This window comes from Pseudomonas sp. NPDC087614 (assembly GCF_044743485.1).
Taxonomy (GTDB): domain Bacteria; phylum Pseudomonadota; class Gammaproteobacteria; order Pseudomonadales; family Pseudomonadaceae; genus Aquipseudomonas; species Aquipseudomonas baetica_A.
Genome location: NZ_JBIUWN010000030.1, coordinates 1 through 20,187 on the forward strand (window position 1 = coordinate 1; position 20,187 = coordinate 20,187).

At 58.0% G+C, this 20,187-nt stretch carries 17 protein-coding genes and 2 pseudogenes; 8 read left to right on the plus strand and 11 right to left on the minus strand.

Going from position 1 to position 20,187, the window contains the following annotated elements; translation table 11 throughout:
* Positions 1-779 precede the first annotated feature (779 nt).
* The 8 genes from ACIOWA_RS13360 to ACIOWA_RS13395 are packed head-to-tail and all read left to right on the plus strand — an operon-like array spanning position 780 to position 9,704.
* Positions 780-2,453 carry a sugar phosphate nucleotidyltransferase gene (locus ACIOWA_RS13360; RefSeq protein WP_401160183.1) on the plus strand — a complete coding sequence of 558 codons (1,674 nt, stop codon included), beginning with the start codon at positions 780-782 and terminating at the stop codon, positions 2,451-2,453.
* A complete protein-coding gene (locus tag ACIOWA_RS13365) occupies positions 2,450-2,854 on the plus strand; it encodes a GtrA family protein (RefSeq protein ID WP_401160185.1) in 405 nt (134 codons plus the stop codon). Before ACIOWA_RS13360 ends, ACIOWA_RS13365 begins: the two co-directional genes overlap by 4 nt.
* A complete protein-coding gene (locus tag ACIOWA_RS13370; RefSeq protein ID WP_401160187.1) occupies positions 2,851-3,549 on the plus strand; it encodes a glycosyltransferase family 2 protein in 699 nt (232 codons plus the stop codon). The genes ACIOWA_RS13365 and ACIOWA_RS13370 overlap by 4 nt, the downstream gene beginning before the upstream one ends.
* The gene (locus ACIOWA_RS13375) at positions 3,546-4,151 is read left to right on the plus strand and encodes a phosphatidylinositol-specific phospholipase C/glycerophosphodiester phosphodiesterase family protein (RefSeq protein WP_401160189.1); all 606 of its coding nucleotides are present in this window, start codon (positions 3,546-3,548) and stop codon (positions 4,149-4,151) included. The genes ACIOWA_RS13370 and ACIOWA_RS13375 overlap by 4 nt, the downstream gene beginning before the upstream one ends.
* Positions 4,148-6,202, plus strand: coding sequence for a hypothetical protein (locus ACIOWA_RS13380; RefSeq protein ID WP_401160191.1), 2,055 nt, complete (start codon positions 4,148-4,150; stop codon positions 6,200-6,202). Before ACIOWA_RS13375 ends, ACIOWA_RS13380 begins: the two co-directional genes overlap by 4 nt.
* Positions 6,202-6,951, plus strand: a complete 750-nt coding sequence (locus ACIOWA_RS13385) for an HAD family hydrolase (protein WP_401160193.1) — start codon at positions 6,202-6,204, stop codon at positions 6,949-6,951. Before ACIOWA_RS13380 ends, ACIOWA_RS13385 begins: the two co-directional genes overlap by 1 nt.
* Positions 6,948-7,976, plus strand: a complete 1,029-nt coding sequence (locus tag ACIOWA_RS13390; RefSeq protein WP_401160195.1) for a class II aldolase/adducin family protein — start codon at positions 6,948-6,950, stop codon at positions 7,974-7,976. Before ACIOWA_RS13385 ends, ACIOWA_RS13390 begins: the two co-directional genes overlap by 4 nt.
* A gap of 36 nt (positions 7,977-8,012) precedes the next feature.
* Entirely contained in the window at positions 8,013-9,704 is a 1,692-nt protein-coding gene (locus tag ACIOWA_RS13395; protein WP_401160196.1) for a hypothetical protein, read from the plus strand.
* A gap of 151 nt (positions 9,705-9,855) precedes the next feature.
* Here ACIOWA_RS13395 and ACIOWA_RS13400 read toward each other — a convergent pair.
* The 11 genes and pseudogenes from ACIOWA_RS13400 to ACIOWA_RS13450 form a co-directional block, all read right to left on the minus strand.
* Positions 9,856-10,397: pseudogene (locus ACIOWA_RS13400) on the minus strand (lysis protein).
* Complete coding sequence (locus ACIOWA_RS13405) at positions 10,379-10,942, minus strand: glycoside hydrolase family 19 protein (protein ID WP_401160198.1); 564 nt, start codon at positions 10,940-10,942, stop codon at positions 10,379-10,381. Before ACIOWA_RS13405 ends, ACIOWA_RS13400 begins: the two are co-directional and overlap by 19 nt.
* Positions 10,943-10,980: 38 nt before the next feature.
* Complete coding sequence (locus ACIOWA_RS13410) at positions 10,981-12,024, minus strand: phage late control D family protein (protein ID WP_401160200.1); 1,044 nt, start codon at positions 12,022-12,024, stop codon at positions 10,981-10,983.
* A 104-nt stretch (positions 12,025-12,128) separates the two neighbouring features.
* Positions 12,129-12,611, minus strand: a pseudogene (locus ACIOWA_RS13415) (phage tail protein); the annotation flags it as partial.
* Between the two features lie 12 nt (positions 12,612-12,623).
* Positions 12,624-15,080 (minus strand): phage tail tape measure protein, encoded by a 2,457-nt coding sequence (locus tag ACIOWA_RS13420; RefSeq protein ID WP_401160202.1) that lies wholly within the window; start codon positions 15,078-15,080, stop codon positions 12,624-12,626.
* A gap of 148 nt (positions 15,081-15,228) precedes the next feature.
* The gene (locus ACIOWA_RS13425; protein ID WP_401160204.1) at positions 15,229-15,540 is read right to left on the minus strand and encodes a phage tail assembly protein; all 312 of its coding nucleotides are present in this window, start codon (positions 15,538-15,540) and stop codon (positions 15,229-15,231) included.
* Between the two features lie 10 nt (positions 15,541-15,550).
* Entirely contained in the window at positions 15,551-16,054 is a 504-nt protein-coding gene (locus ACIOWA_RS13430) for a phage major tail tube protein (protein WP_401160206.1), read from the minus strand.
* Between the two features lie 12 nt (positions 16,055-16,066).
* The gene (locus ACIOWA_RS13435; protein ID WP_401160208.1) at positions 16,067-17,233 is read right to left on the minus strand and encodes a phage tail sheath subtilisin-like domain-containing protein; all 1,167 of its coding nucleotides are present in this window, start codon (positions 17,231-17,233) and stop codon (positions 16,067-16,069) included.
* 104 nt (positions 17,234-17,337) lie between these two features.
* Entirely contained in the window at positions 17,338-17,697 is a 360-nt protein-coding gene (locus ACIOWA_RS13440; RefSeq protein ID WP_401160210.1) for a hypothetical protein, read from the minus strand.
* Between the two features lie 2 nt (positions 17,698-17,699).
* Positions 17,700-19,586 (minus strand): phage tail protein, encoded by a 1,887-nt coding sequence (locus ACIOWA_RS13445; RefSeq protein ID WP_401160212.1) that lies wholly within the window; start codon positions 19,584-19,586, stop codon positions 17,700-17,702.
* Positions 19,579-20,187 (minus strand): phage tail protein I, encoded by a 609-nt coding sequence (locus ACIOWA_RS13450; RefSeq protein WP_401160214.1) that lies wholly within the window; start codon positions 20,185-20,187, stop codon positions 19,579-19,581. Before ACIOWA_RS13450 ends, ACIOWA_RS13445 begins: the two co-directional genes overlap by 8 nt.

The following is a 20,187-nucleotide window of genomic DNA, read 5'->3' on the forward strand; positions in this document are numbered from 1 at the left end:
TCAGGTGAATAGTACGGCACGACCAGTCTCTTTCCGCCCCCGATATGCTTTTTTTGGAAAAACCGGAGAGGCGACAACTATCCTGACACCGGGGGCGGTTTTGAAGTGGTAGATCGCACCACCGAGACCTGAAAAACGCTTGAAAACGCCCTAAAACACGCCGAAAACACGTTGAGTAAAATGGTACAGAATCAGAGCCTTAGCCCAGTAAAATCAATGCCTGCGCTGTCTCGCCGCTTCAGCGTGGCCCCGATGATGGATTGGGCCTACTAATCTCTAGAGCCCTTAAAAATATGACTTCTAGTCAGAGCAGATTTCTCCCGTACCACTTTTGTACCACCTGATTTGACCATACATACAAATTCCAGGGTATTGCTGCTCACCTCCTTCTGAATCACTGTATAAATAAACAGAGCATAAGGATTGGTCATACCCGGAAAAATCATCAACTTGGATCAAATAAGGGCTTTGAAGGAGGCGGGAATCGAATGGGGCTCAGGATTTTCCATCGATGACATTTCACCTGGCTCCTCACAGAACCACTGCGCCGCAGCTCGCTCCATGCTCGACTGGTCAGCGGAAGCCCGTCCATCATCACGCCCACACGCTCAAAATCGACGAACACAACCCATAAATTAAGACTGACCCTGCACCTGCCTATAGGCTAAAATGCCGCCCATTTGCGCGTGGTCGCGTGGTCGCGTGGTCGCGTGGTCGCGTGGTCGGCACACTGGCTGTGCACAACCTTAACGTCAACACCGTATGTGAACGAGTATTTAGTGCAGATAATTATTCCAATGTCAGGCTTCGGCGAGCGCTTCCGTCGAGCAGGCTACTCAGTCCCCAAACCACTTATTGAAATAGACGGAAAGCCGATTATTGCCCACGTCATTGATATGTTTCCGGGTGAAACCGATTTTATTTTTATTTGCAATCAGGACCATCTGGACAATCCTGATTACCGCATGGCGTCCATTCTGCAAGACCACTGCCCTACCGGTCAGATCGTCGGTATTCCTGCTCATAAACTCGGCCCGATCCATGCCGTACGACAGGTAGAACATCTGATTGCCGCTGACACCCCGGTGATCATCAACTATTGCGACTTCACCTGTTACTGGGATTGGCAACACTTCAAACAGTTCGTGAAGGCTACGGCATGTGTGGGTGCAATCCCTGCCTACAAAGGCTTTCACCCGCACACCCTCGGCAGCACGAATTATGCCTACATCCGCGAAACGCAGGGTTGGGTGCAGGACATTCAAGAGAAGCAACCCTACACCGACAATCGCATGGAGGAGTTCGCGTCCAGCGGGACTTACTACTTCGACTCGGGCAAGACCATGAGCGAAGCGTTCCGCAATACCATGGATCAACAACTCAACGTCGGTGGCGAGTATTACGTCAGCCTGGCCTACAAGTCTCTGCTTGCAGAAAACCAACCTGTCGCGGTTTACCCACTCCAGCACTTCATGCAGTGGGGCACACCGGACGATGTCCGGGAATACAATGGCTGGTCGGCGACTTTCGAAACAATGAACGGGCAATCAAAACGTTCGCAGACTTCCCCGACTGGCGCCCTGGTCATCCCGATGGCGGGAATGGGCCAGCGCTTTGCAACAGAAGGTTATGCACTGACCAAGCCACTGATCCCGGTGTCAGGCAAACCCATGGTCACCCAAGCCACTGAGGACTTGCCCAAAGCCGAGCACCACGCCTTCGTTCTTCGCCAAGACATGCCCGGTTACGCAGAGATAGCCAAAGAGCTTGAACGTGTATTCCCCGCCACCGTGATTGAAACAATCCCGCAAGTAACGGAAGGCCAGGCCTGCACTGCGCTGCTCGGACTGGAGGCTCTGGAACGCGCCATCACGGATGTTCAAGGCCCCATTACCTTTGGCGCCTGCGACAATGGCGCCCTTTATGATGAACAGGCATTCCGGGCCCTGGTCGACAATCCAGAGATAGATGTCATTGTGTGGGGCGTGAGGGGGCATGCAAATGCCATCCGTCATCCGCAAATGTTTGGCTGGATCGATGCTGAGAACGGTCGGATTCGTCGAATCTCCGTGAAGACCCCACTGGAATCCCCGGCGACAGATCCGATCGTACTGGGAACCTTTACATTCCGCCGCGCGGAAGACTTCCGCCAAGTGGTTTCGCGGTTGATTCAGCGTGATGGTCGCATCAATGGCGAGTTCTACATTGACTCGACTATTAACGATGCCATCGAATCAGGCCTGCGCTGCGAACTGTTCGAAGTCGATAGTTTCCTGTCATGGGGCACCCCGAACGACCTGCGCACTTTCGAATACTGGCAGTCCTGTTTCCACAAATGGGCAGGTCACCCTTATCGGCTGCAGAACGATGATCGAATCCCGCAGGACGCGGTTGCCGGACTGGAGTCTCGCTATCAAGCAATGGTGCCCGCTTTACCAGGCACAACAGCATGATCAAGCGTGAGCTTGCAGTCTTTCTGGTCGTAGGCTCGCTGACTGTCCTGATCGATTTCCTGACCTATCGCGGCCTGGTCTGGACAGAGTGGATGACTGTCGATCAGGCCAAAGCAATCGGCTTTCTGACCGGCACGCTGTTTGCGTACTTTGCCAACAAGGTGTGGACTTTTGGCCAGCAGGAGCATGCGCCTGGCAGCGTATGGCGCTTCGTCCTGCTGTATGCAATCACATTGGGCGCCAACGTTCTGGTCAACGCCGGTTGCCTGGCGCTGCTCAGTACACTGTCCATTGCAGTCCCGGTTGCATTTTTGATTGCCACGGGTGTATCGGCCGCTCTCAACTTCCTTGGAATGAAGTTGTTCGTGTTCAAGGCCAGCAATCTTACGGAGAAGTCATGAAATTTTCGCTCATCATCCCCTGCTACAACGAGTCGGCCAATTTGCCACTGCTGCTGGAACGCTGCAAAGGCCTGGTCGAACAAGCTGGCGTAGAGGTGATTCTGGTCGACAATGGCTCCACCGACGACAGCCCGCAGGTTTTAGAGCGCCTGTTGCCGTCCTACCCCGGATGCAGAAGCGTACGGGTCGAGGTCAATCATGGTTATGGTTACGGCATTATTTCCGGCCTGCGTGCAGCTGAAGGCGAGATTCTCGGCTGGACCCATGCAGACCTGCAAACCGACCCAATGGACGCCTTGCGTGGGCTTGCGTTCTTTGATCAGCACGGGTCAGACATTTTTGTAAAAGGGCGTCGCTTCGGCCGACCATTGGCAGATGTTGTGTTCACCTTCGGCATGAGCGTTTTCGAAACGGTTCTGCTCGGTAAACCGATGTGGGATATAAACGCTCAACCCACCATGTTCTCCAAGGCTTTTTTCCAGCGTTGGCAGGCTGCCCCGTCGGACTTTGCACTTGACCTGTATGCGTATTACCAAGCCCACATTCAGGGTTTGAAAGTTTATCGATTTGCTGTGCGTTTTGGTGAGCGCGCCCACGGCGTTTCACACTGGAACGTCAACTGGGCAGCCAAAAGAAAATTCATCCGCAGAACTGTCGATTTCAGTTTGCAACTTAAGAAGAGTCTAAGGACATGAAACTCATCTCGCATCGGCGTAACACCCGTCAGGAACTCAATGCCACAGATGGAAAATATGGCATCGAAGTCGATATCCGCAGCTACGGTAACGACCTGATTATCCACCACGACCCCTGCGTCCCGGGTGAATCGTTTGACGAGTGGATTGCCGACTATCAGCACGGCACACTGATTCTGAACGTCAAGGAAGAAGGCCTGGAAGCACGCCTGATCGCCTTAATGAAAGAAAAGGGAATCGAAGACTACTTCTTCCTTGATCAGTCCTTTCCGTTCCTGATCAAGTGGTCCAAAGCCGGCGAACGCCGTTGCGCCGTCCGTGTGTCCGAGTTCGAATCGATTGAAACGGCACTGACGCTGGCAGGCAAAGTTGATTGGGTATGGGTCGACTGCTTCACCCAATTCCCACTCAGCCATGACGACGCCAAGCAACTACAAGATGCGGGGTTCAAACTGTGCCTGGTTTCCCCCGAACTCCAGGGCCGTAACGCCGAAACCGAGATTCCAATGCTGGCGAAACTGTTGGCCGAGCGGGATATCATTGCCGAAGCGGTTTGCACCAAACGACCGGACCTCTGGGAAACGTTGGCTGCGAACGCATGAATATAAAGTTTCTCTGCCACCCGACCTTTCTGATCGGGCTGGTACTTCGTCTTGTACTTGTACTATGGGTAGCCCCCACACCGGTGACCGAGTGGTATCTGCCATTCCTGGACACCAGCACCAACACGCTGACACTTAACCCGTGGGGGACGTGGCTGGATCAAGGCGGCGAAATTACTGCGTTTCCCTATGGCTATGTCATGTGGGTGGCTTTCCTGCCCGCGATTTTGCTATGCAAGGCGCTCTCACTCCCTCTGATACTCGGCTACGGCCTGACACTGATCGGCGCAGACTTCCTGCTTCTGGCGGTACTCAGAAAAATAGTTCCCAATCGTGATCGATTGCTGATTGCTGCGTATTGGCTATCGCCTATCGTGATCGTCGGCAGTTACCTACTCGGGTTCAACGACCTGATACCGGTGCTTTTGCTTGCCGAGTCGCTTTACTTCCTCAAGCGTGCGCGGTTGATCCTGACGGGCCTAGTGTTTGTTGCTGCGATCTCAGCCAAGCTGAGCATGGTGCTGGCACTCCCGTTCTTCCTGATATACCTGCAACACAACCGCCCTCTGCGCCAGCACCTGCCACACCTGCTGATCGGTCTGGGCGTGGGCGCCGTCGTGACCGTTCTGCCATTTCTGTTGTCCAGCGCAGGCGTCAGCATGCTCTTCAACAACCCGGAAATAGGGAAAGTCTACAAGCTGGCATTCAGCATCGGCGATACCACCCTCCTGTACGTGGTGCCCCTCGCCTACTTGCTGATGCTCTATGCGGCCTGGCGGATCAAACGCCCTAACTTCGAGCTCTTTCACTCCATGCTCGGCCTGGTGTTCCTGCTCGTGGTCCTGATGACGCCGACGTCGCCAGGATGGTTTATCTGGGCCATCACACCCCTGGTGGCTTATCAGGCAGCCAGCAACCGGGTTGCGGTCGCTATCGCCGGGATCTTCTCGCTGCTCTATGTGGTGAGCGCTCTGCTGACTACCCCTGACGCCAAACTGATGGTCGAGCAGGCATCATGGCTGCCGCAAGCGGCCAGCCAATGGTTGTTCGCCGACAAGTTGTCGTCGCTGGTCCATACAGCGATGGTCGCAACAGGTGTAGTTCTGGCCATTCGAATCTGGCGAGAGTCGGTCAGCCGCAACGATTACTTTCGTCTCAGCCGCAAACCATTCGTCGTCGGCGTCGCCGGCGACTCTGGTGCAGGCAAGGATACCTATTCGGATGCGATAAAAGGGCTGTTTGGTGGCCACTCAGTCGCCACCCTTTCGGGTGATGATTACCACTTGTGGGACCGTCAGAAACCCATGTGGCAGGTAATGACTCACCTCAACCCCATGGCCAACGACCTTGAAGGCTTCGCAAATGACCTGGTGGCATTGACCGACTCGAAGAACATCCACTCCCGGCACTACGATCATCAAACCGGCCGCATGAGCCGCCCGTTCATGATCAAGAGTAATGACTTTGTCATAGCCAGCGGCTTGCACGCGCTATATATGCCGATCCTTCGTGAATGCTACAACCTGAGTGTTTACCTCGACATCGACGAAAGCCTGAGACGCCACTTCAAGCTCCAGCGCGATGTACATCAGCGCGGGCACACCGAAGAGAAGGTGCTGGCCTCCTTCGAACGCAGAGAGCCGGACTCGGCACGCTTTATTCGCCCACAAGCAGCTTATGCAGACTTGGTGCTGTCCTTGCAACCCATTCATCCGCGCATTCTGGAGGGAGCCGGCAAAAACCACCCTCTGCACTTCAAGATCGTGGCGCGCTCGCGCAACGGCCTGAACGAACTCTCGCTCACCCGAGTACTGGTCGGTGTTTGCGGTCTGCATGTTGACATGTCAACTCGTAACGACGCGAATGAGGTCGAACTGACCATAGAGGGTGAAACGTCGGCCCAGGACATCGAAATGGCAGCGCGGATGATCTGCCCGCGCGTCTTCGAATTCCTCGACCTCAAACCGCAATGGCAAGACGGCGTCATGGGGCTAATGCAACTGATTACCCTCTCCCATATCAACCAAGCACTGACAAAACGGTTCATATAGTGAAGATTTTTGCACCCGAGCGATTCAATCGCCTCCCCGACGCCATCCTGTTCGACACCGATAACACGCTGTATCCCTACGACCCGGCGCATTCCGCGGCACAGCAGGCGGTCAGAGATAAAGTGGTCAATACCTTCTCGATCAAGCCGGAAGTGTTTGACAACGCGTTCAAGGAAGCACGCCAGCAGGTCAAAACTCGCCTGAAACACACCGCGTCTTCCCATAGCCGTCTTCTGTACCTGCAGCGCATGCTCGAAATCATGGGCCTGGGTTCGCAGGTTCTGCTGGCACTGGACTTTGAACAGACCTATTGGCGCACCTTCCTCAGCAATGCCGTGCTGTTCGACGAGGTCAAGGACCTGTTGGACGACCTGCGCTTGTTGGGTATCCCGACCGCGATCGTGACCGACCTGACGGCTCAGATCCAGTTCCGCAAGGTGGTCTATTTCGGGCTCGATCATTACTTCGATTACATTGTAACCAGCGAAGAAGCCGGTTTCGACAAACCCCATGAGGCCCCCTTTCAGATCGCACTTGAGAAAATGCGGCCAGTGGGGGACTGCATCTGGATGATAGGCGACAATCCAGTGAATGACATTCGCGGGGCACGGCAAAAGATCAATGCAGTAACTCTGCAGAAAATCCATTCGGGCTCAGCGCTCGGCGAAGGAGAAAACACACCAGATGCCTCGTTCAAGAGCTTCAACGTCCTGAGAAAGTTCATTGCTAATCTGGGAGATAAACGATGAACCTCGACAAAAGCGACCTCCGAGCGGAGGTCAGCGCCTACTGCGCATCCATCGGATCTGACCCCCTGTTGGTGCAGGGCGCCGGCGGCAACATATCCTGGAAGGATGGCGACACCCTTTGGGTCAAGGCGTCCGGCACTTGGCTCGCCGATGCTGCCGAGAAGGATATCTTTGTACCCGCCGACCTGGCCCTCCTGCGAGAAGCAATCAAAGTCGGTAACTTCGAGGTGGCGCCCCTCATCCGCGGTGACTCTCCCCTCCGTCCATCAATCGAGACTTTGCTCCACGCCCTGATGCCCCACCGGATCGTTGTCCATGTCCACGCCGTCGAGGTACTGGCGCATTTGGTCAGAGCAGGCTTTCGCGAGACCCTCAGCCATGCATCTGCTCCGGGAATTACCTGGACCTGCGTAGGGTATCTCAAGCCAGGCGCCGCCTTGGCGACTGGCGTGGCAGAAGCCCTGGCTGAGACTCCTGGTTCGAACGTAGTTTTTTTGCAGAACCACGGGGTCGTGATCGGAGCAGACAGCATTGCCGAAGCCAACGCCACCCTCCTCACACTGACAGGCATTTTCCGCACCGCACCGCGTGCGCCGGTTCCAGCCAAATTGCCCACTGCCCCCATCAGCAGCGACGGAACCCTTTCCTGGGGACCCATCGGTGATCCACTACTTCACCAACTAGCTATCGATCCAGTACTCTTCGAGCGCCTACTCGACGACTGGGCCTTGTACCCCGATCACGTGGTCTTTATGGGCGCTCGTGCGGTGACGGTGAACGACGAGGCCGAACTACCTTCATCCCTCGCCAGGGCCACCCCGATGCCGGATGTCGTATTCATTCGCGGTAAGGGTGTGTTTACCCTCCCTACCTTCAATACCGGCAAGCAAGCACAAATCCGATGCTACTACGACGTCCTCGCCCGCCAGGATGCTGACGCACTGCTCTCCTCCCTTTCCGAGGACGACATTTGCGGACTCCTAAACTGGGACGCGGAACGCTACCGCATACAGCTGACGAAATAACTCCCCAAGCTATCAAAGCTCACTGACGATCCCCTCATGACGACCGAACGCTCATTCCGTACTTACACGATCGCCTGCTATGCCATCGCCGGCGCCATTATCGCCGTCCTCTTTCTCGAAAACTTCACCTTCTCGAGCAGCTTCTCCATACTCGGCTTCCGGGCAATCGATGACGTTGCGTTCCAATCGACCCTGCGCCAGGTTCACTTGGGTCTGCAGTCTGGCAACCTGGAGCAACTGTTCTCGATCAACGACTACGCGTACGGCTGGATATTCTGGGCGCCACTGGCCTTGATCACCTACCCCCTGTTCATGATCAGCCACGCCTTCTCCGTAGACTGGCCCTTGATCGTCGCTCCTCGCCAGATTTCCTTGCTGTTCGCGGTCCTGAGCATGATCGTCATGCGCAAGACGCTAAAGCATCTGAAGGTTGCCGAGTGGGGCTGCGCTAGCGCGGTACTGATGTTTGTCCTCTTCCCTTCTCTCGGCTATTTTTCGCTGCGCTTTGGCACGGTCAATGCGGTAACGTTTTTCTCGCTGCTTACCGTTTATCTAGCCCTGAATTACGAGCGGGCAACAGTCGGCGGGACAGTTCGCGTAGCCCTGAGCCTTGCAGTCGCCGGTGCGATCAAGCTGAGCGGACTGCTGATCGCCCCACTGGCCCTCTTCCTGGTGCTGCGACGAATAAAGGGAAGGCAGATTCTCCCGGTACTGATCATCCCGGCAGTCGTGTTCCTGCTGGCCTTGGGCATTTTGACCAATCCACTGTTCTTGCTTATTCCTTTCAAGCCGCAGATCTGGACCGATTACCTTGCCATTCTGCAGCACTACCTCGAAGTGACCCGCGTCCCGTCCGGCCCGGATAATCCCATCGAGCGCTTTTACCTGGGTGCTTTCAGAAGGCTGACTAATGCGGTTGTAATGGCCGTGCTCGCCGCAGGTTGGCTGGTCGTGATCATCCGCAACAGGACCTGCCGTGCCGACTTTGTCGCCATACTGGTCGCTGTCACGCTGGCAACCACATACCTAATACTCTCGGTGAAAAGCGTTACCGGCATCGGCACGTACTTCACCAGCGTCTCGTTCCTGATCCTGCTCGGCATCACCGGATACGCGAGCTCACCAAAGGCTGTTTACTTATTTGGCACGCTAATCATCCTGATGCTGGCTGATGTTGCCGGCCGTGCTGAGGATGAATTTGAAAACCTCAGCAGTGTCCAGCAGGGGTTCGATAGAGGCCCCTCCCCTAACAACCACTTTAGCTACTTCATCAAAGAAGCCTTCTCGCGCAATGACATGAGCCTCGCATCCTCTACGGTAAGTTGCATCGAGGAACACAGTAATGGTCGCAAGCCCGGACATATCTTCATTGATTTCACGGCACCATCGGCAATCAACGCACTCAGTTACCCTGAAACGTGTGTCTCCGTTGCATGGAACAACCTGTCCCCGGCAGGCAAGTATTGCGACAAACCGGTAGATTACCTGATCTTGGATACCCGAGATGCTGTCGGCTTCCTCCCTATCGACGAGTTCGAAAAACGGGTAAAGAAAACCGACGAGAAAACCGCCGAGGGCTACAAGCTGGATCGCCAGAGCCGTATGCTCCTCTCCAGCGAAGGCACCTTCGACAACCAGCGCTTCACGGTCGCCTGCGACCTAGGCCGTCTAAAGATATACAAGTCAGAAGCTCTGTTAAGCAATAACAAACCCGTCATTTCGCCCTGACCCCCCTTCCAAGGATCTCGTTTGCAATCACTCAAAACATCAGTCAGGGAGACGAAACGGTGTGGGAAGAAGTGTTAACGCGGTTTGAAAAAAGCACTGGCCGGTGTTACGCCAAACTTGTCGTGGAGCAAGCCATCCCGGCCGTTTTTTTTCATTTCGATGTCGAGACTTCTTTGGCGTAGGCCTGACAGGCCGCCAATGCGATCAGTCCTTGGTCGCCGGCATCGGTGATGCCGATAATTCGTTGAGCATGCGCTGGGTCAAGTTGGGCTCTTGCGGGGCCATGAACCATGCTGCCGGTGGCGGTGGTGGCTGGCACTGCGCAGCCGCTGCCGGCATCGGTGGCGTCGAGTAGGACTGACAGGCGCACATCAGCAGTGGCAAGGCGGTCGCGCAGGCGACCTTGATCACGTTGGGCATCACTCATGGCTCGGTAATGGGTTTGTTCGCTGGCTGAAAGTCGCTGCTCGAGCGCCAGGCGTTTGTCTTGCTCGGCACGCTGCTGTGCAGCCACGGCTAGGGCCAGTTGGTTGAGAGTTTCGGCCTGTAGGCGGGCTTGTTGTTCGAGCTGCTGGCCGTAACGCCAGTCTTGAACCCGCAGGCGATCGCGGCAGAGCCACCGACCAGCACGGCCAATAACACGCCCACCGCGAGCAGCCGATACGGTGCAGGGATCAGGTCGACGAGACGCATAGCACTGCCCTCGCCCGCTCCCACAGCTGCAACCGATCCGCCAGACCATTGAGACCACCATTGATCTTGCGGGTGATCGCCTCGAACTCATCCCGATCCGCCAACCCGTTCAGCTCCCGCACCCACCAGAACCACGCGGCCGACTCGGCGGCCCATTCCGGAAGCTCGAGCAGCGCCGGGCTACGCAGCAATCGTTCGTCACCGAACAGCGCCAAGCTGCAGCGCAGGTAGTTGCTGTGACCGGTGATCTGAATCAGACCGCGACCTCGATAGCGCTGGCCATCACCATCGGCCTCCGGGGTATTGCCCAGCCGAGTGGCCAGGGTGCCGGTATCGTACTTGCTCAGGTACTGCTCGCCACCCAGTTCGCGCACGTACTGCAGTTGTCCGGACTCGTGGCCGATCTGAGCCAAGAAGGCAGCCTGTCGTTTCGGCGTAGTGATCTGCCGGCGCGCCATGGCGGCATTGAGGGCAGAAACAAATACGCCCGCTTGGCGGCGGGCGTTGGGCATGATGCGTTGTAGCTGTTGCTCTGTCAGTGACATCGCGGGTCTCCATTTTGGTGGTGGTTACGGCGCTACTGCTAGAGCTGAACGACCTTCAGATCCTTCGCCGTTTTTTTCTTTTTGCCTTTGGCTTTCGCCTTGCCCTTTTTGCCGCCGTTGCATTCAACCGTCGTGCTCCAGCCCGACTGGGTGTACACCTGCTCCACCGAGTCGACGAGGTACTCACCGTCGAAGCCGACCTTGAAACCCTGAGCATCGATCGTTCGTTCGGCAAACAGATCGGTACGCCCAGTCATTTCCAGACGCACTTCGGCAGTTGAACGATTGAAGGCTGCCAGTCGCGCCTTGGCGGCCGCCTCCGCTGCGGACTTGTTCGGGTAGATATGCCGATCGGTGTGTACCGGTGGCAGTCCGTCTGGAGAGTCGTCGTTGTCCAGGGTGACCACGGCGAGCTTGCCGCTCTTCTTGTCCTGGTGTTTGGTCGACACCGCCTTGTGCGTGTTGCGGTCTCCCAGCCGGAACTTAAAGCGACTGACGTCACGGCGATGAATCACCACCACACCAAAGGCCTTGCCAGAGGCGCTCTCGCCACCCTGACGTGGCATGACCAGCAACTTGCCGTCGGCTACCTTGGCGGTGCAGTCGTACTGCTTGGCCAGGCGAGTGATGAAGTTGAAGTCTGACTCATTGAGCTGGTCCGCCCGGGGCACCTTGGTCTGCACTGGGCACACCGGTTGCCAGCCATTACGCGCGGCGAGATCGGCGACGATGCGCGACAAGGGCACGTCTTCCCAACTGCCGCTACGCGTGGTCTTGCCGCTGCCACGCATGTCGCTAGCTTTGCCGGAAATCACCAGGGTGTCCGGCGGTCCGTCGAAATCAACGTCATCGACGACGTAGCGACCGATACGGGTCAATGCCGTTTCGGCGTAACCCAAGAAAATTTCAATGCCTGCTCCGCGTGGTGGCAGAGCCACGGCGCCGTCACGGTCATCAATGCGCAACTCGAACTCGTCGGACTCCATGCCGGGCTTATCAGTGGTTTTCAGTTGCAGCAGCCGATCATTGATCAGGGCCGTGATGTCGGCGCCGTCGGCCACGACGCGAAAGGCTGGGGTCATGGTTCTGTCCAAAAAAAGCCCGTACACGGCGGGCAAAATAATGTCAGGGGTGATGCTCTACGGGCCGGTATCAGCCCCACAACATCACCACCTCATCAGTGGGTGAAGTAATAAGGCGGCGCCTTGGGGTCCAGCGGCTGGACGATCAACAGGTGCGGAAACGGTTTGACCGCTTCCGGCATAGGGGTGGTATCGCCGGCCAACGAACCCGTGGGAACGATGTTGGCCAGCGAAGGGCTGACCTTGCCCGCGATCTTGTTGATCGCCGTGGATGCCCGGGCGGCCTGTTCCTTCAACTGGCCCATGCGTTCATCGATCTGCGACACGGCGCGCGAGGCCTTGTTGTAGGTGGCCACCACCTGGCCCACTTTGGCCTGAGCCGCGTTGACCCCGCGCATCACCCGTTGCAGCTTCTGCCCGATCACGGGGCCCACGAACGGCACGCCTTCCAACTCCGAGGCCGCGCCGCTGATTTCGCTGATGGCGCCGTTGACTGGTCCCAGCATGCCGTCCAGGCTGCGACGACCGCTCTCGCCGGCTGTCGCCAGGTATTTCAGCCCTGACTGCAGTTGCTCCATATAAGCCATTGGCTCTCCTCGTTACACATGCGGTTCGTCATACAGCGTGCGGTTCTGCAGCTGCTGGGTGGACTGGCGTAATTGCTGATCAATGTAGGGCTGCAGCTCCCGCGCCAGTTGCGCCGGATCTTTCACATCGCCCTGCACGGTGATGTGCAGCGGGGCCTGGATCTCCACCCGCTGCTCGATCTTTGGCGGCTCGGCTTTGGGTGCCGCAGAAACCGGTGCCAGCAACGCCGGCACATTGGGTGTCGCAGGCTTGCTCAATGACCGGGTGACATCGCCCAGCCCGGGGCTATCGGCGTCCCGTTCCGGCAACAGGCCCGGCGCGGAGGCAGCTTTAGATGGCGCAAACGAACGGGCGATATCGCCCATCACCGGCGGGAGGTTCTGCCCGGCGTTGGCCATCATCAGCGGCCCGGCGGCGGGCATAGTCTTCAGCGATTCGTCGGTGCCGAACATCGACTTACCGACCACACCACCCAAGGCATCACCGCCCATGTACCCGAGATATCCGCCGATCAACCCACCGACGATGTTGCCGATCACCGGCACGGCGGTACCGATGGCGGCACCCGCCGCCGCACCGGCCAACGTACCCGCCAGCCCACCGGCCGCCTGGCCGTAGCCCTCGGCTTTTTCATCCTGTGTCACGGCGTTGTTGTAGGTGTCGACGGCCTTGAATCCGGCATCGACCACCGCGAGCAAGGCCGGCCCCTTCATGCCCGCACCGATACTGCCACCGCGACCACCGCCGCCGCCCTTGCCGCCCTTCTTACCCTTGCCATCACCGACATCCAAGTCACCCGCATCCAGACCGCCCCCTATGGCGGGCAGGTTGGTGACAATCACTTTTTGCGGAATATTCGGGTTGCCCAGCAAACTGCCGCGTCCAATGTTCATCAGGCCCTTGGCCATTTTGAAGGTGCTGACCACGCTACTCAGGGCGACCAACCCGGCCACGACAGCACCGATACCGGTCACCAGACGTGGGGTAACATCCGAGAACTCAGTCAGGCGGCGGGCCACGCTGGTGATGCCCTCGGCCACGGCATCCGTTACCGGCCGCAACGCATCGCCGATGCTGCGCATGCCATCGTCCATGCTCTGGGCCATCTCAGCCCATTTTTGCGAAGACGTTTGCCGGCGTTCCGCCAGGTTTTTATCGAGAATGCCGACCGCCTGCGCCGAGTCGTTTTTCAGCTTGCTGTACAGATCCTTGTTCTGGGTGTAGGCAGTCAGAGCCGCCTTGACCTGCATGTCGGCAAACAGATCCCCGGTACGTAACGCCTGCTCCAGGGACGCGATCATGGCCTTAGCCTTGACCGGGTCAGTCTCTTTGCTGATCTTGGCTGTGGCTTCTGCCATGGCCGCCGCTTTCTTCGGATCGGTCGCCGCAATGTACTTTTGCGCTAGGGCGAAGCTCGACTCCAGGGTCGACATACCGTTTTGCAAGCCAGTGGTCATCGACGCTTGGTAATCAATGCCGGCCTTTTTGTACGCATCGACCGTTTCCCCCGAACCGATTTTTTCCATCCAGTTTTTCAGGTTGTTCGCCGCCTCATCGGAGCCACCCGCCGTTTTCATCTGCACCTGAAGCATGGAGCCCAGTTGCGTCACCGAGTCCATGCCGGTGATGCCCAGCTTACCCATGCCGGCGAGCAGCTCAGGGAACCAGCGGGCCATGTCGGCCGCTTCAAAACTGCCGGCCTGACCTTGATAAGCGATCGCCTCCAGGGCCTTTTGCATCATCGCCGGATCGGTGATCTTGGCGTTCTGGCCCAAGGCGTTGATCATGCGCGCCGTTTCGGTGCCGTCCGATCCCTGCCCAATGGCAAACTTGGCCGCCGTCGGCGCGTACTGCAGGGCCTTATCCAGCTCCATGCCGGCGCCGACCAATGCGTTGACCACCTCGGCCACCTGGTTGCGCGCCATGCCGGTGTCCCGAGACGTGTCGATAATCGTCTTGGACATCTGCGTTTCTTTAGGATCGTTGGCAATATTGGCCTTGATTGCGATGTCACGAATGATTGCGCTGAAGTCCGCGCTGACCTTGGTCGGGATCGCTGCCGCAGCCACCATGCCCCCAGCTTGACCGATACTACTTTTGAGGCCTTGCCGCCCTTCCTCCAACTGTCGATGGCCCAACGCCTTCACCTCGGCCCCGGCGGCGACCCGGCCCATTGAGGTGTAGGCCTTGTTGAGCCGACCCACCTCGACGCCCTGTTTCTTCAGCAGGTCGAGGTTCTTTTCCAGTTTAGTCAGCAGCTTGCCCGCGCCTTCGGCGCCGGACATATGCGCCTTGCGCCACTCCTCGCGCAGGCGAATCGTGTCGCCGATGGTGTTCTGCAATACCCGGGCTTTGGTACCGACCGTGTCCAGATGTTTGATCTTGCTTTCGACGTCCTTGAACGCTTTGCCCACCGTCGCATCGACGGCGCCGCCGATGACAAAGCCGAGCGCCAGTTTGTTCGCCATGTGCGTGCCCCATGCGTCGGAAAAATGAACGGTGGCTCAATCCGTGAGCCACCACACCAGTTCGTTGAATGGCATGACCAGGATCTCGGCCGCCGAGAACCCGGTCTCTTTGGCCACTCGCTTGGCCAGAGTTTTCAACGTGGTCGCATCAAACGCCGTCGTCTTGGACCAGACGAAAATAGCCGGCCTGCAAACGCATGTAGTCGACCAGCTTGAGCGCCATCAGGTCCGCCTCCGGGGTCTGGGTCAGCGACGAAAACAGCGACATCTCACGCTTTTCCTCATCGCCGTTGCAGGTGGCCTGCGCGGCCCGGATATCCCGTACGCAGGGAGCACGAATCGACATATTGTCGACCAGCACACCGCTCAACTCGGTCGGGTATTTGAGGGTGATACGAAAGCCCTCTTCGGTGATTTGCAGCCACTTGGGCAGTGCGTCTTTTGCCGTTGTTTGCGTCATGTTTTTTTCCTTACAGGCCCAGGGCCGAACGTTCTTCTGCGAGTTGATCGACGCCGTCGACCACCAGCACCATGCCGACCATGTCGATCTCGTAGATCAACCGGCCATCGACTTCGAGCTTGTAGTAGGTCAGCGCCATGTTGTGTTTGCTCTCCGCCTTTTCACCGGGCTTCCAGTCCCCCATGTCGACCTCTTTGAGGCCGCCGCGCATGGTGACAATGACCGGGGTCACCCTGCCCTTAAGGCCTTTGAACGAGCCACGAAACACGGCATTGCACGCAGTGCGGTCGGAGAGGCCGAACCACTTCAATGCCTCGCGTCGCACGCCGTTAGTGGTAAACCCGGCTTCGAGCTTTTCCACGCCGGTCGGAATCTCGATCTCGCCGGCCATGCCGCCGCCGCGGTAGGTGTCCATTTTCAGGACGACCTTGGGCAGGGTGAGGCTCGGCATCTCCCCGGAAAAACTGACGCCGTCGATAAACCCGGCGCAGTTGGACAGAACTTCAGGAATCATCAGGTGGCCTCCTTAGGCGGTTTCAAGCACTTCAGTCATCCATTCATTGGTGACTTCGAACAGGAAATTCGGGTTCTCGGCCGGTGGCACGTCGGTGAATCGGATACGCCAGTACACCTTGCCCTGCTCGATCTGGCTGGCCGTGTTCAACTCATGGTCGGCGTACACCTCGAAGTTGATCACTGCACCCTGGTTCTTCAGGTCGCGCATGAACGCCTCGAGGCCGTCGGTGACGTCCTTGACGTAGGTCTTGGTGATCGAGCGGTCGACCGCCCATTTGTGGCCGGCCTGCACGGCATCCATGAGAATGAACAGCGTGCGAACGCGGGTAACGAATGCCCACTTCGGATCGCTGGCCAGCGTGCGGTTACCCCACAGGCGGAAACCGTCGTCGCGAATGATCGTGGTGATGTTGGCGTTGTTCAGCAGGTTGGCCCGGCAGGTGCCGTCGCCATCCAGGTATTCCACAGCACGCGTAGTGCCGGTTATGCCGACAAACTCCTTGTTCGACGGCGAGGCCCAAAAACCGTAGGTGGCGTCAGTCCAGGCGAACAGGCCCGCCGCCCAGGCCGAGCCGGGGGCATCGACCGTCTTACTGGCGTCGGTGTCCCAGAACTGCACCCCCGGGTCAACCATGAACAGGTTGCGACTGCCGAAGTTATCGGCGTAGGCCATGGCGGCTTCGTCGGTGGTGCCAGGGCCGTCGATGATGGCCATGGCTCGCAGTTTCTGGGCCAGGCCATCCATGGCGGTGGCCACCGCCTGGGTGGCCGAATGACCCGGCGCGATCAGCAGTCGCGGCTGCGCGTTGAACAAACTCTTGCCGTCGAGCAGCGCCTGCAGGCCAGTACGCTGACCGGAGGCCAACACCCCGCCGATGATCGCCGACGTCTGCAGCGCGGGGTCTTCCAGCTTGGCCACGCCGATGGCGACGATCACTGCCTTGGCCTTGGCGTAGATCGCCTGACAGGCCTTGGTGATGGCCGCACCGGCGCCGAATGCGGCAATGGCTTCGCGCTCGGTCGTGATCAGCTTCAGCTCGCCGGCTTTGGCCGTGCCGCCGCCGAGGATGCCAGGGGTAAAGGTGTCGCACAGCCCGATGATCGAGGACGACGGCAACGTGATAGTGCGTGCGCCGGCATCGACCGAAGTGGTCGTGACGCCGTGAAAGAAACTCATAAGGCTCAATCTCCAGAAAAGAAAAAGCCCCGCGTGAGCGAGGCTGTCAGGGATGTTCGTGTTACGCGTAACGGAAAAGAAAACGCCCCGTCAGTGCGGGCGGTTTATTGGGTCTGTTCGGCGATCCACACCAGCGCCGCTGGCCGGTGCTGGCTATCAGGGAAGTCTGGAGATTGAGGCCAGTCGCGCAGGGCCTGCATGTAAACCAACAGCTCGTTGAACTGCTCAGCGGAAAGCGTGGTGCCTACCTCGATTTCCAACTGATCCCGGTGACGCTTGCGCAACCACAGCACCGCCGACATCGCACCGTCACGCCATTCACGCTCAATCATTACAAGCGTGGATGGCTCTACCGCAAACAAATCTGGACTATCGTCCGGCAAATACTCTTCGGCGAAACCAGGCTGAGAGTTGGCGAACCGACCTGTTACATATCCCGCTTCATTTCGCTGCACAAATGGCATAACTATTCCTCCCAACCAAGCGTTAATACCGAAACTTTTACAGCAACGTTTGCTCTCGCCCGAATTTGAGCGTTGGCATTTGTCTTGATGGAAAGCTGCGCGCCGGAAGAGTCCGTTGCAGAGTCGGCGATAGACCCATAACCGCAGGTAAACCCTGGATAGCCAGTACTATTTGCTGGGGCCAAATCAGCCGTATCGAGAGCGCTGAAATAAACCATCGCATTGTTTGCCCATGCAAACGTATTCATTTCAGCATCCACCGCAATACCGGTTGGCACTGACAGCTTGTAGGAAATGGCGGCGGTGCTGAGCGAAGCTTCGTTCACATCCAAAATCGGCGTAACCCAACGAAAGCGGCGACGGCCTCGTGACACTTCCATTAAGAAAGGACGGATACCCCCGCCCGCATCCGTTCCCAAGCTCCCTATGTGGCAAATCAGCTCATAGCCCGCCGGCACTTGTGGCCCCGTAGGGCTCAGGGAAAACAGCACATCAGCCTCGCCACCGGCAATACGGCGCAATGCAAAAACGTGATACCACGCGCTAACCGCCCGGACGCCAGTATCAAGCTTATTGCCACCAGTTCCTGCCGACCATGCGCCTGCCGCCTGTAATACACCACTGATAGTCACAGACGAAAAGACCGGGTTTCCTAGGCTTCGCGCTGCACCGGGGCCAACGTCGACTGTCGTAGCCGGAGCGGCGCCGTTCATCACAAGGCAGAAGCCAGACAAATGGCCCTGAGGGGTCGCCACGGCAACCTGCGCCGCCAGAGCTGCAATGTCGATATTTCCCTGATTGATCGGCGCGTTCCAAGCCTTGATGCACCACATCACCGCCAAGTTTCGCGGGCGAGCTTCAGAGCCTCCAGACGATCCGGTTTCTTTGCTTGTACTACTACCAATGAAAATACCGGACCCCGCTGACAAAGTATCTTGACGCGAACCTACCGGGCCTCCTACGGAGTTGTTGTTATGGGTGTGCGCCTTGTTGTCATCAGCCTGCCAGCTCCCGAGCGCTCGGCCAGCATCCACCCCGCGCCCATGGTCCCAGCCCCGCAGGAACTCGGCCCGCGATTCAGGCAGACGGAAGTTGCCCGCGCCTTCGCCTCCCGTGTTGAACGTCGTGCCCAGATACGCGAACAAATCAGGGTACGTCGCAATGCTTTGCACGCTGCCATCAACTTCAAGGAAGCCCGGCGCCACCACGGCTTTTGGAAAGGCCACCATCGCGCCGACCGGCAACGCCGAGGCCTGCGCAATCATCGACTCGATTTCGGGTTTAGTGTAGGTGTCCTTGATCCCGAAACCAGCCAGCGTTTCCGGGTTATCACCCGACACCACCACCCCACGATTGTTGACGGTGACACGCCGGTACACACCGGGCGTCTTGTTCGCCGGCAGTACCTCCAGAATCGCCGCATCCACGTAGGCCCGCGAGGCCAGAACAATCGCTGGATCGATCTTCAGCGTGATGTTGCCGGCACTGGTGACGATGAAATTCATGCGCACGATTTGCGTGCGGCCAGAACCTTGCGTCAGGACTGGCTTGAAGCTCGGCGCGCAGTTGGCCACCGCCACCAAATCCCCGTCCGCGTCGTACAGACCGATTTCGCGAATCCACTTACCGCCCTCATCGGCCGGAATGATCTGCTCGGCGATGATCACCGCCGGGTTGTTCGGGTCGATCTTGATTTGATTCAGCGGACGGCGCCGCCATTCATGTATCAGCGCGGTCTGTGCGGCATTGGGGATCGGGTCGGTGCCGTTGGCATCCCCCACGCCCATGTCGGTGATCTTCCAGGGAATGCCGAGCGCGTCGGCGTTCGCCTGCTTGGCAACCCCCACGTTCGTGAGGATCGCAAAAAACTGCGAATTCGCATCAATCATAATAAACGTCCAGGGTGTCTATGGAGTGTTCGCGACCGACCACGCCAAAGCGGCCCGTGACCTCGATGTCACGCATCACCGGCGGGTAAACGTCGATTTCGTCGCCCTCGAAAAGGGAAACGGCAATGTTCAAATTGCCCTGAGTTTCGAGGCTGATCGCCAAGCCGTTCAGCTGTCGACTGACGGGTTTGGCATCGTCAATCAGGCGCTCCAGCTCCTGATACATCTCCTCGGTGATACCGGTGTCCAGCACACCGACCTTCAGGGTGAAAGTGCCCGGCATCCCCAAAGGCACGGTCTGCCACCACTCCAGCACCTCTATGAGATAACCCAGTGGCTCGACCACCCGCCGCAGTGCGCCGATGGTGCCCTTGTGTTTGTGGATGTAGAACGAGGCTTTGATCGCAGCCCGCTTGACCGGCTCCGACCAGTCCGGATCCCAGCGGTCGACCGACCAAGCCCAGGCCAGGTGCGGAAGCAGATGCACGGGACAGGTATCGGGGTTGTACAGCGTACGCAGCGGGATCAGCGTTTGTTCAACGAATGTCGCCTCAATAGCGCGCTCTAGTGGCGTGCTGTTGAGCGGTAAAAGACTGCGCAT

What these genes read in the sequence shown, in the direction of transcription:
- ACIOWA_RS13445 (WP_401160212.1), bottom strand. Translation starts at nt 19,586, where the DNA reads ATGATTGATGCGAATTCGCAGTTTTTTGCGATCCTCACGAACGTGGGG.
- ACIOWA_RS13440 (WP_401160210.1), bottom strand. Translation starts at nt 17,697, where the DNA reads ATGCCATTTGTGCAGCGAAATGAAGCGGGATATGTAACAGGTCGGTTC.
- ACIOWA_RS13390 (WP_401160195.1), top strand. Translation starts at nt 6,948, where the DNA reads ATGAACCTCGACAAAAGCGACCTCCGAGCGGAGGTCAGCGCCTACTGC.
- ACIOWA_RS13450 (WP_401160214.1), bottom strand. Translation starts at nt 20,187, where the DNA reads ATGCGCAGTCTTTTACCGCTCAACAGCACGCCACTAGAGCGCGCTATT.
- ACIOWA_RS13375 (WP_401160189.1), top strand. Translation starts at nt 3,546, where the DNA reads ATGAAACTCATCTCGCATCGGCGTAACACCCGTCAGGAACTCAATGCC.
- ACIOWA_RS13405 (WP_401160198.1), bottom strand. Translation starts at nt 10,942, where the DNA reads ATGTCACTGACAGAGCAACAGCTACAACGCATCATGCCCAACGCCCGC.
- ACIOWA_RS13370 (WP_401160187.1), top strand. Translation starts at nt 2,851, where the DNA reads ATGAAATTTTCGCTCATCATCCCCTGCTACAACGAGTCGGCCAATTTG.
- ACIOWA_RS13365 (WP_401160185.1), top strand. Translation starts at nt 2,450, where the DNA reads ATGATCAAGCGTGAGCTTGCAGTCTTTCTGGTCGTAGGCTCGCTGACT.
- ACIOWA_RS13430 (WP_401160206.1), bottom strand. Translation starts at nt 16,054, where the DNA reads ATGATTCCTGAAGTTCTGTCCAACTGCGCCGGGTTTATCGACGGCGTC.
- ACIOWA_RS13420 (WP_401160202.1), bottom strand. Translation starts at nt 15,080, where the DNA reads ATGGCGAACAAACTGGCGCTCGGCTTTGTCATCGGCGGCGCCGTCGAT.
- ACIOWA_RS13425 (WP_401160204.1), bottom strand. Translation starts at nt 15,540, where the DNA reads ATGACGCAAACAACGGCAAAAGACGCACTGCCCAAGTGGCTGCAAATC.
- ACIOWA_RS13435 (WP_401160208.1), bottom strand. Translation starts at nt 17,233, where the DNA reads ATGAGTTTCTTTCACGGCGTCACGACCACTTCGGTCGATGCCGGCGCA.
- ACIOWA_RS13395 (WP_401160196.1), top strand. Translation starts at nt 8,013, where the DNA reads ATGACGACCGAACGCTCATTCCGTACTTACACGATCGCCTGCTATGCC.
- ACIOWA_RS13410 (WP_401160200.1), bottom strand. Translation starts at nt 12,024, where the DNA reads ATGACCCCAGCCTTTCGCGTCGTGGCCGACGGCGCCGACATCACGGCC.
- ACIOWA_RS13380 (WP_401160191.1), top strand. Translation starts at nt 4,148, where the DNA reads ATGAATATAAAGTTTCTCTGCCACCCGACCTTTCTGATCGGGCTGGTA.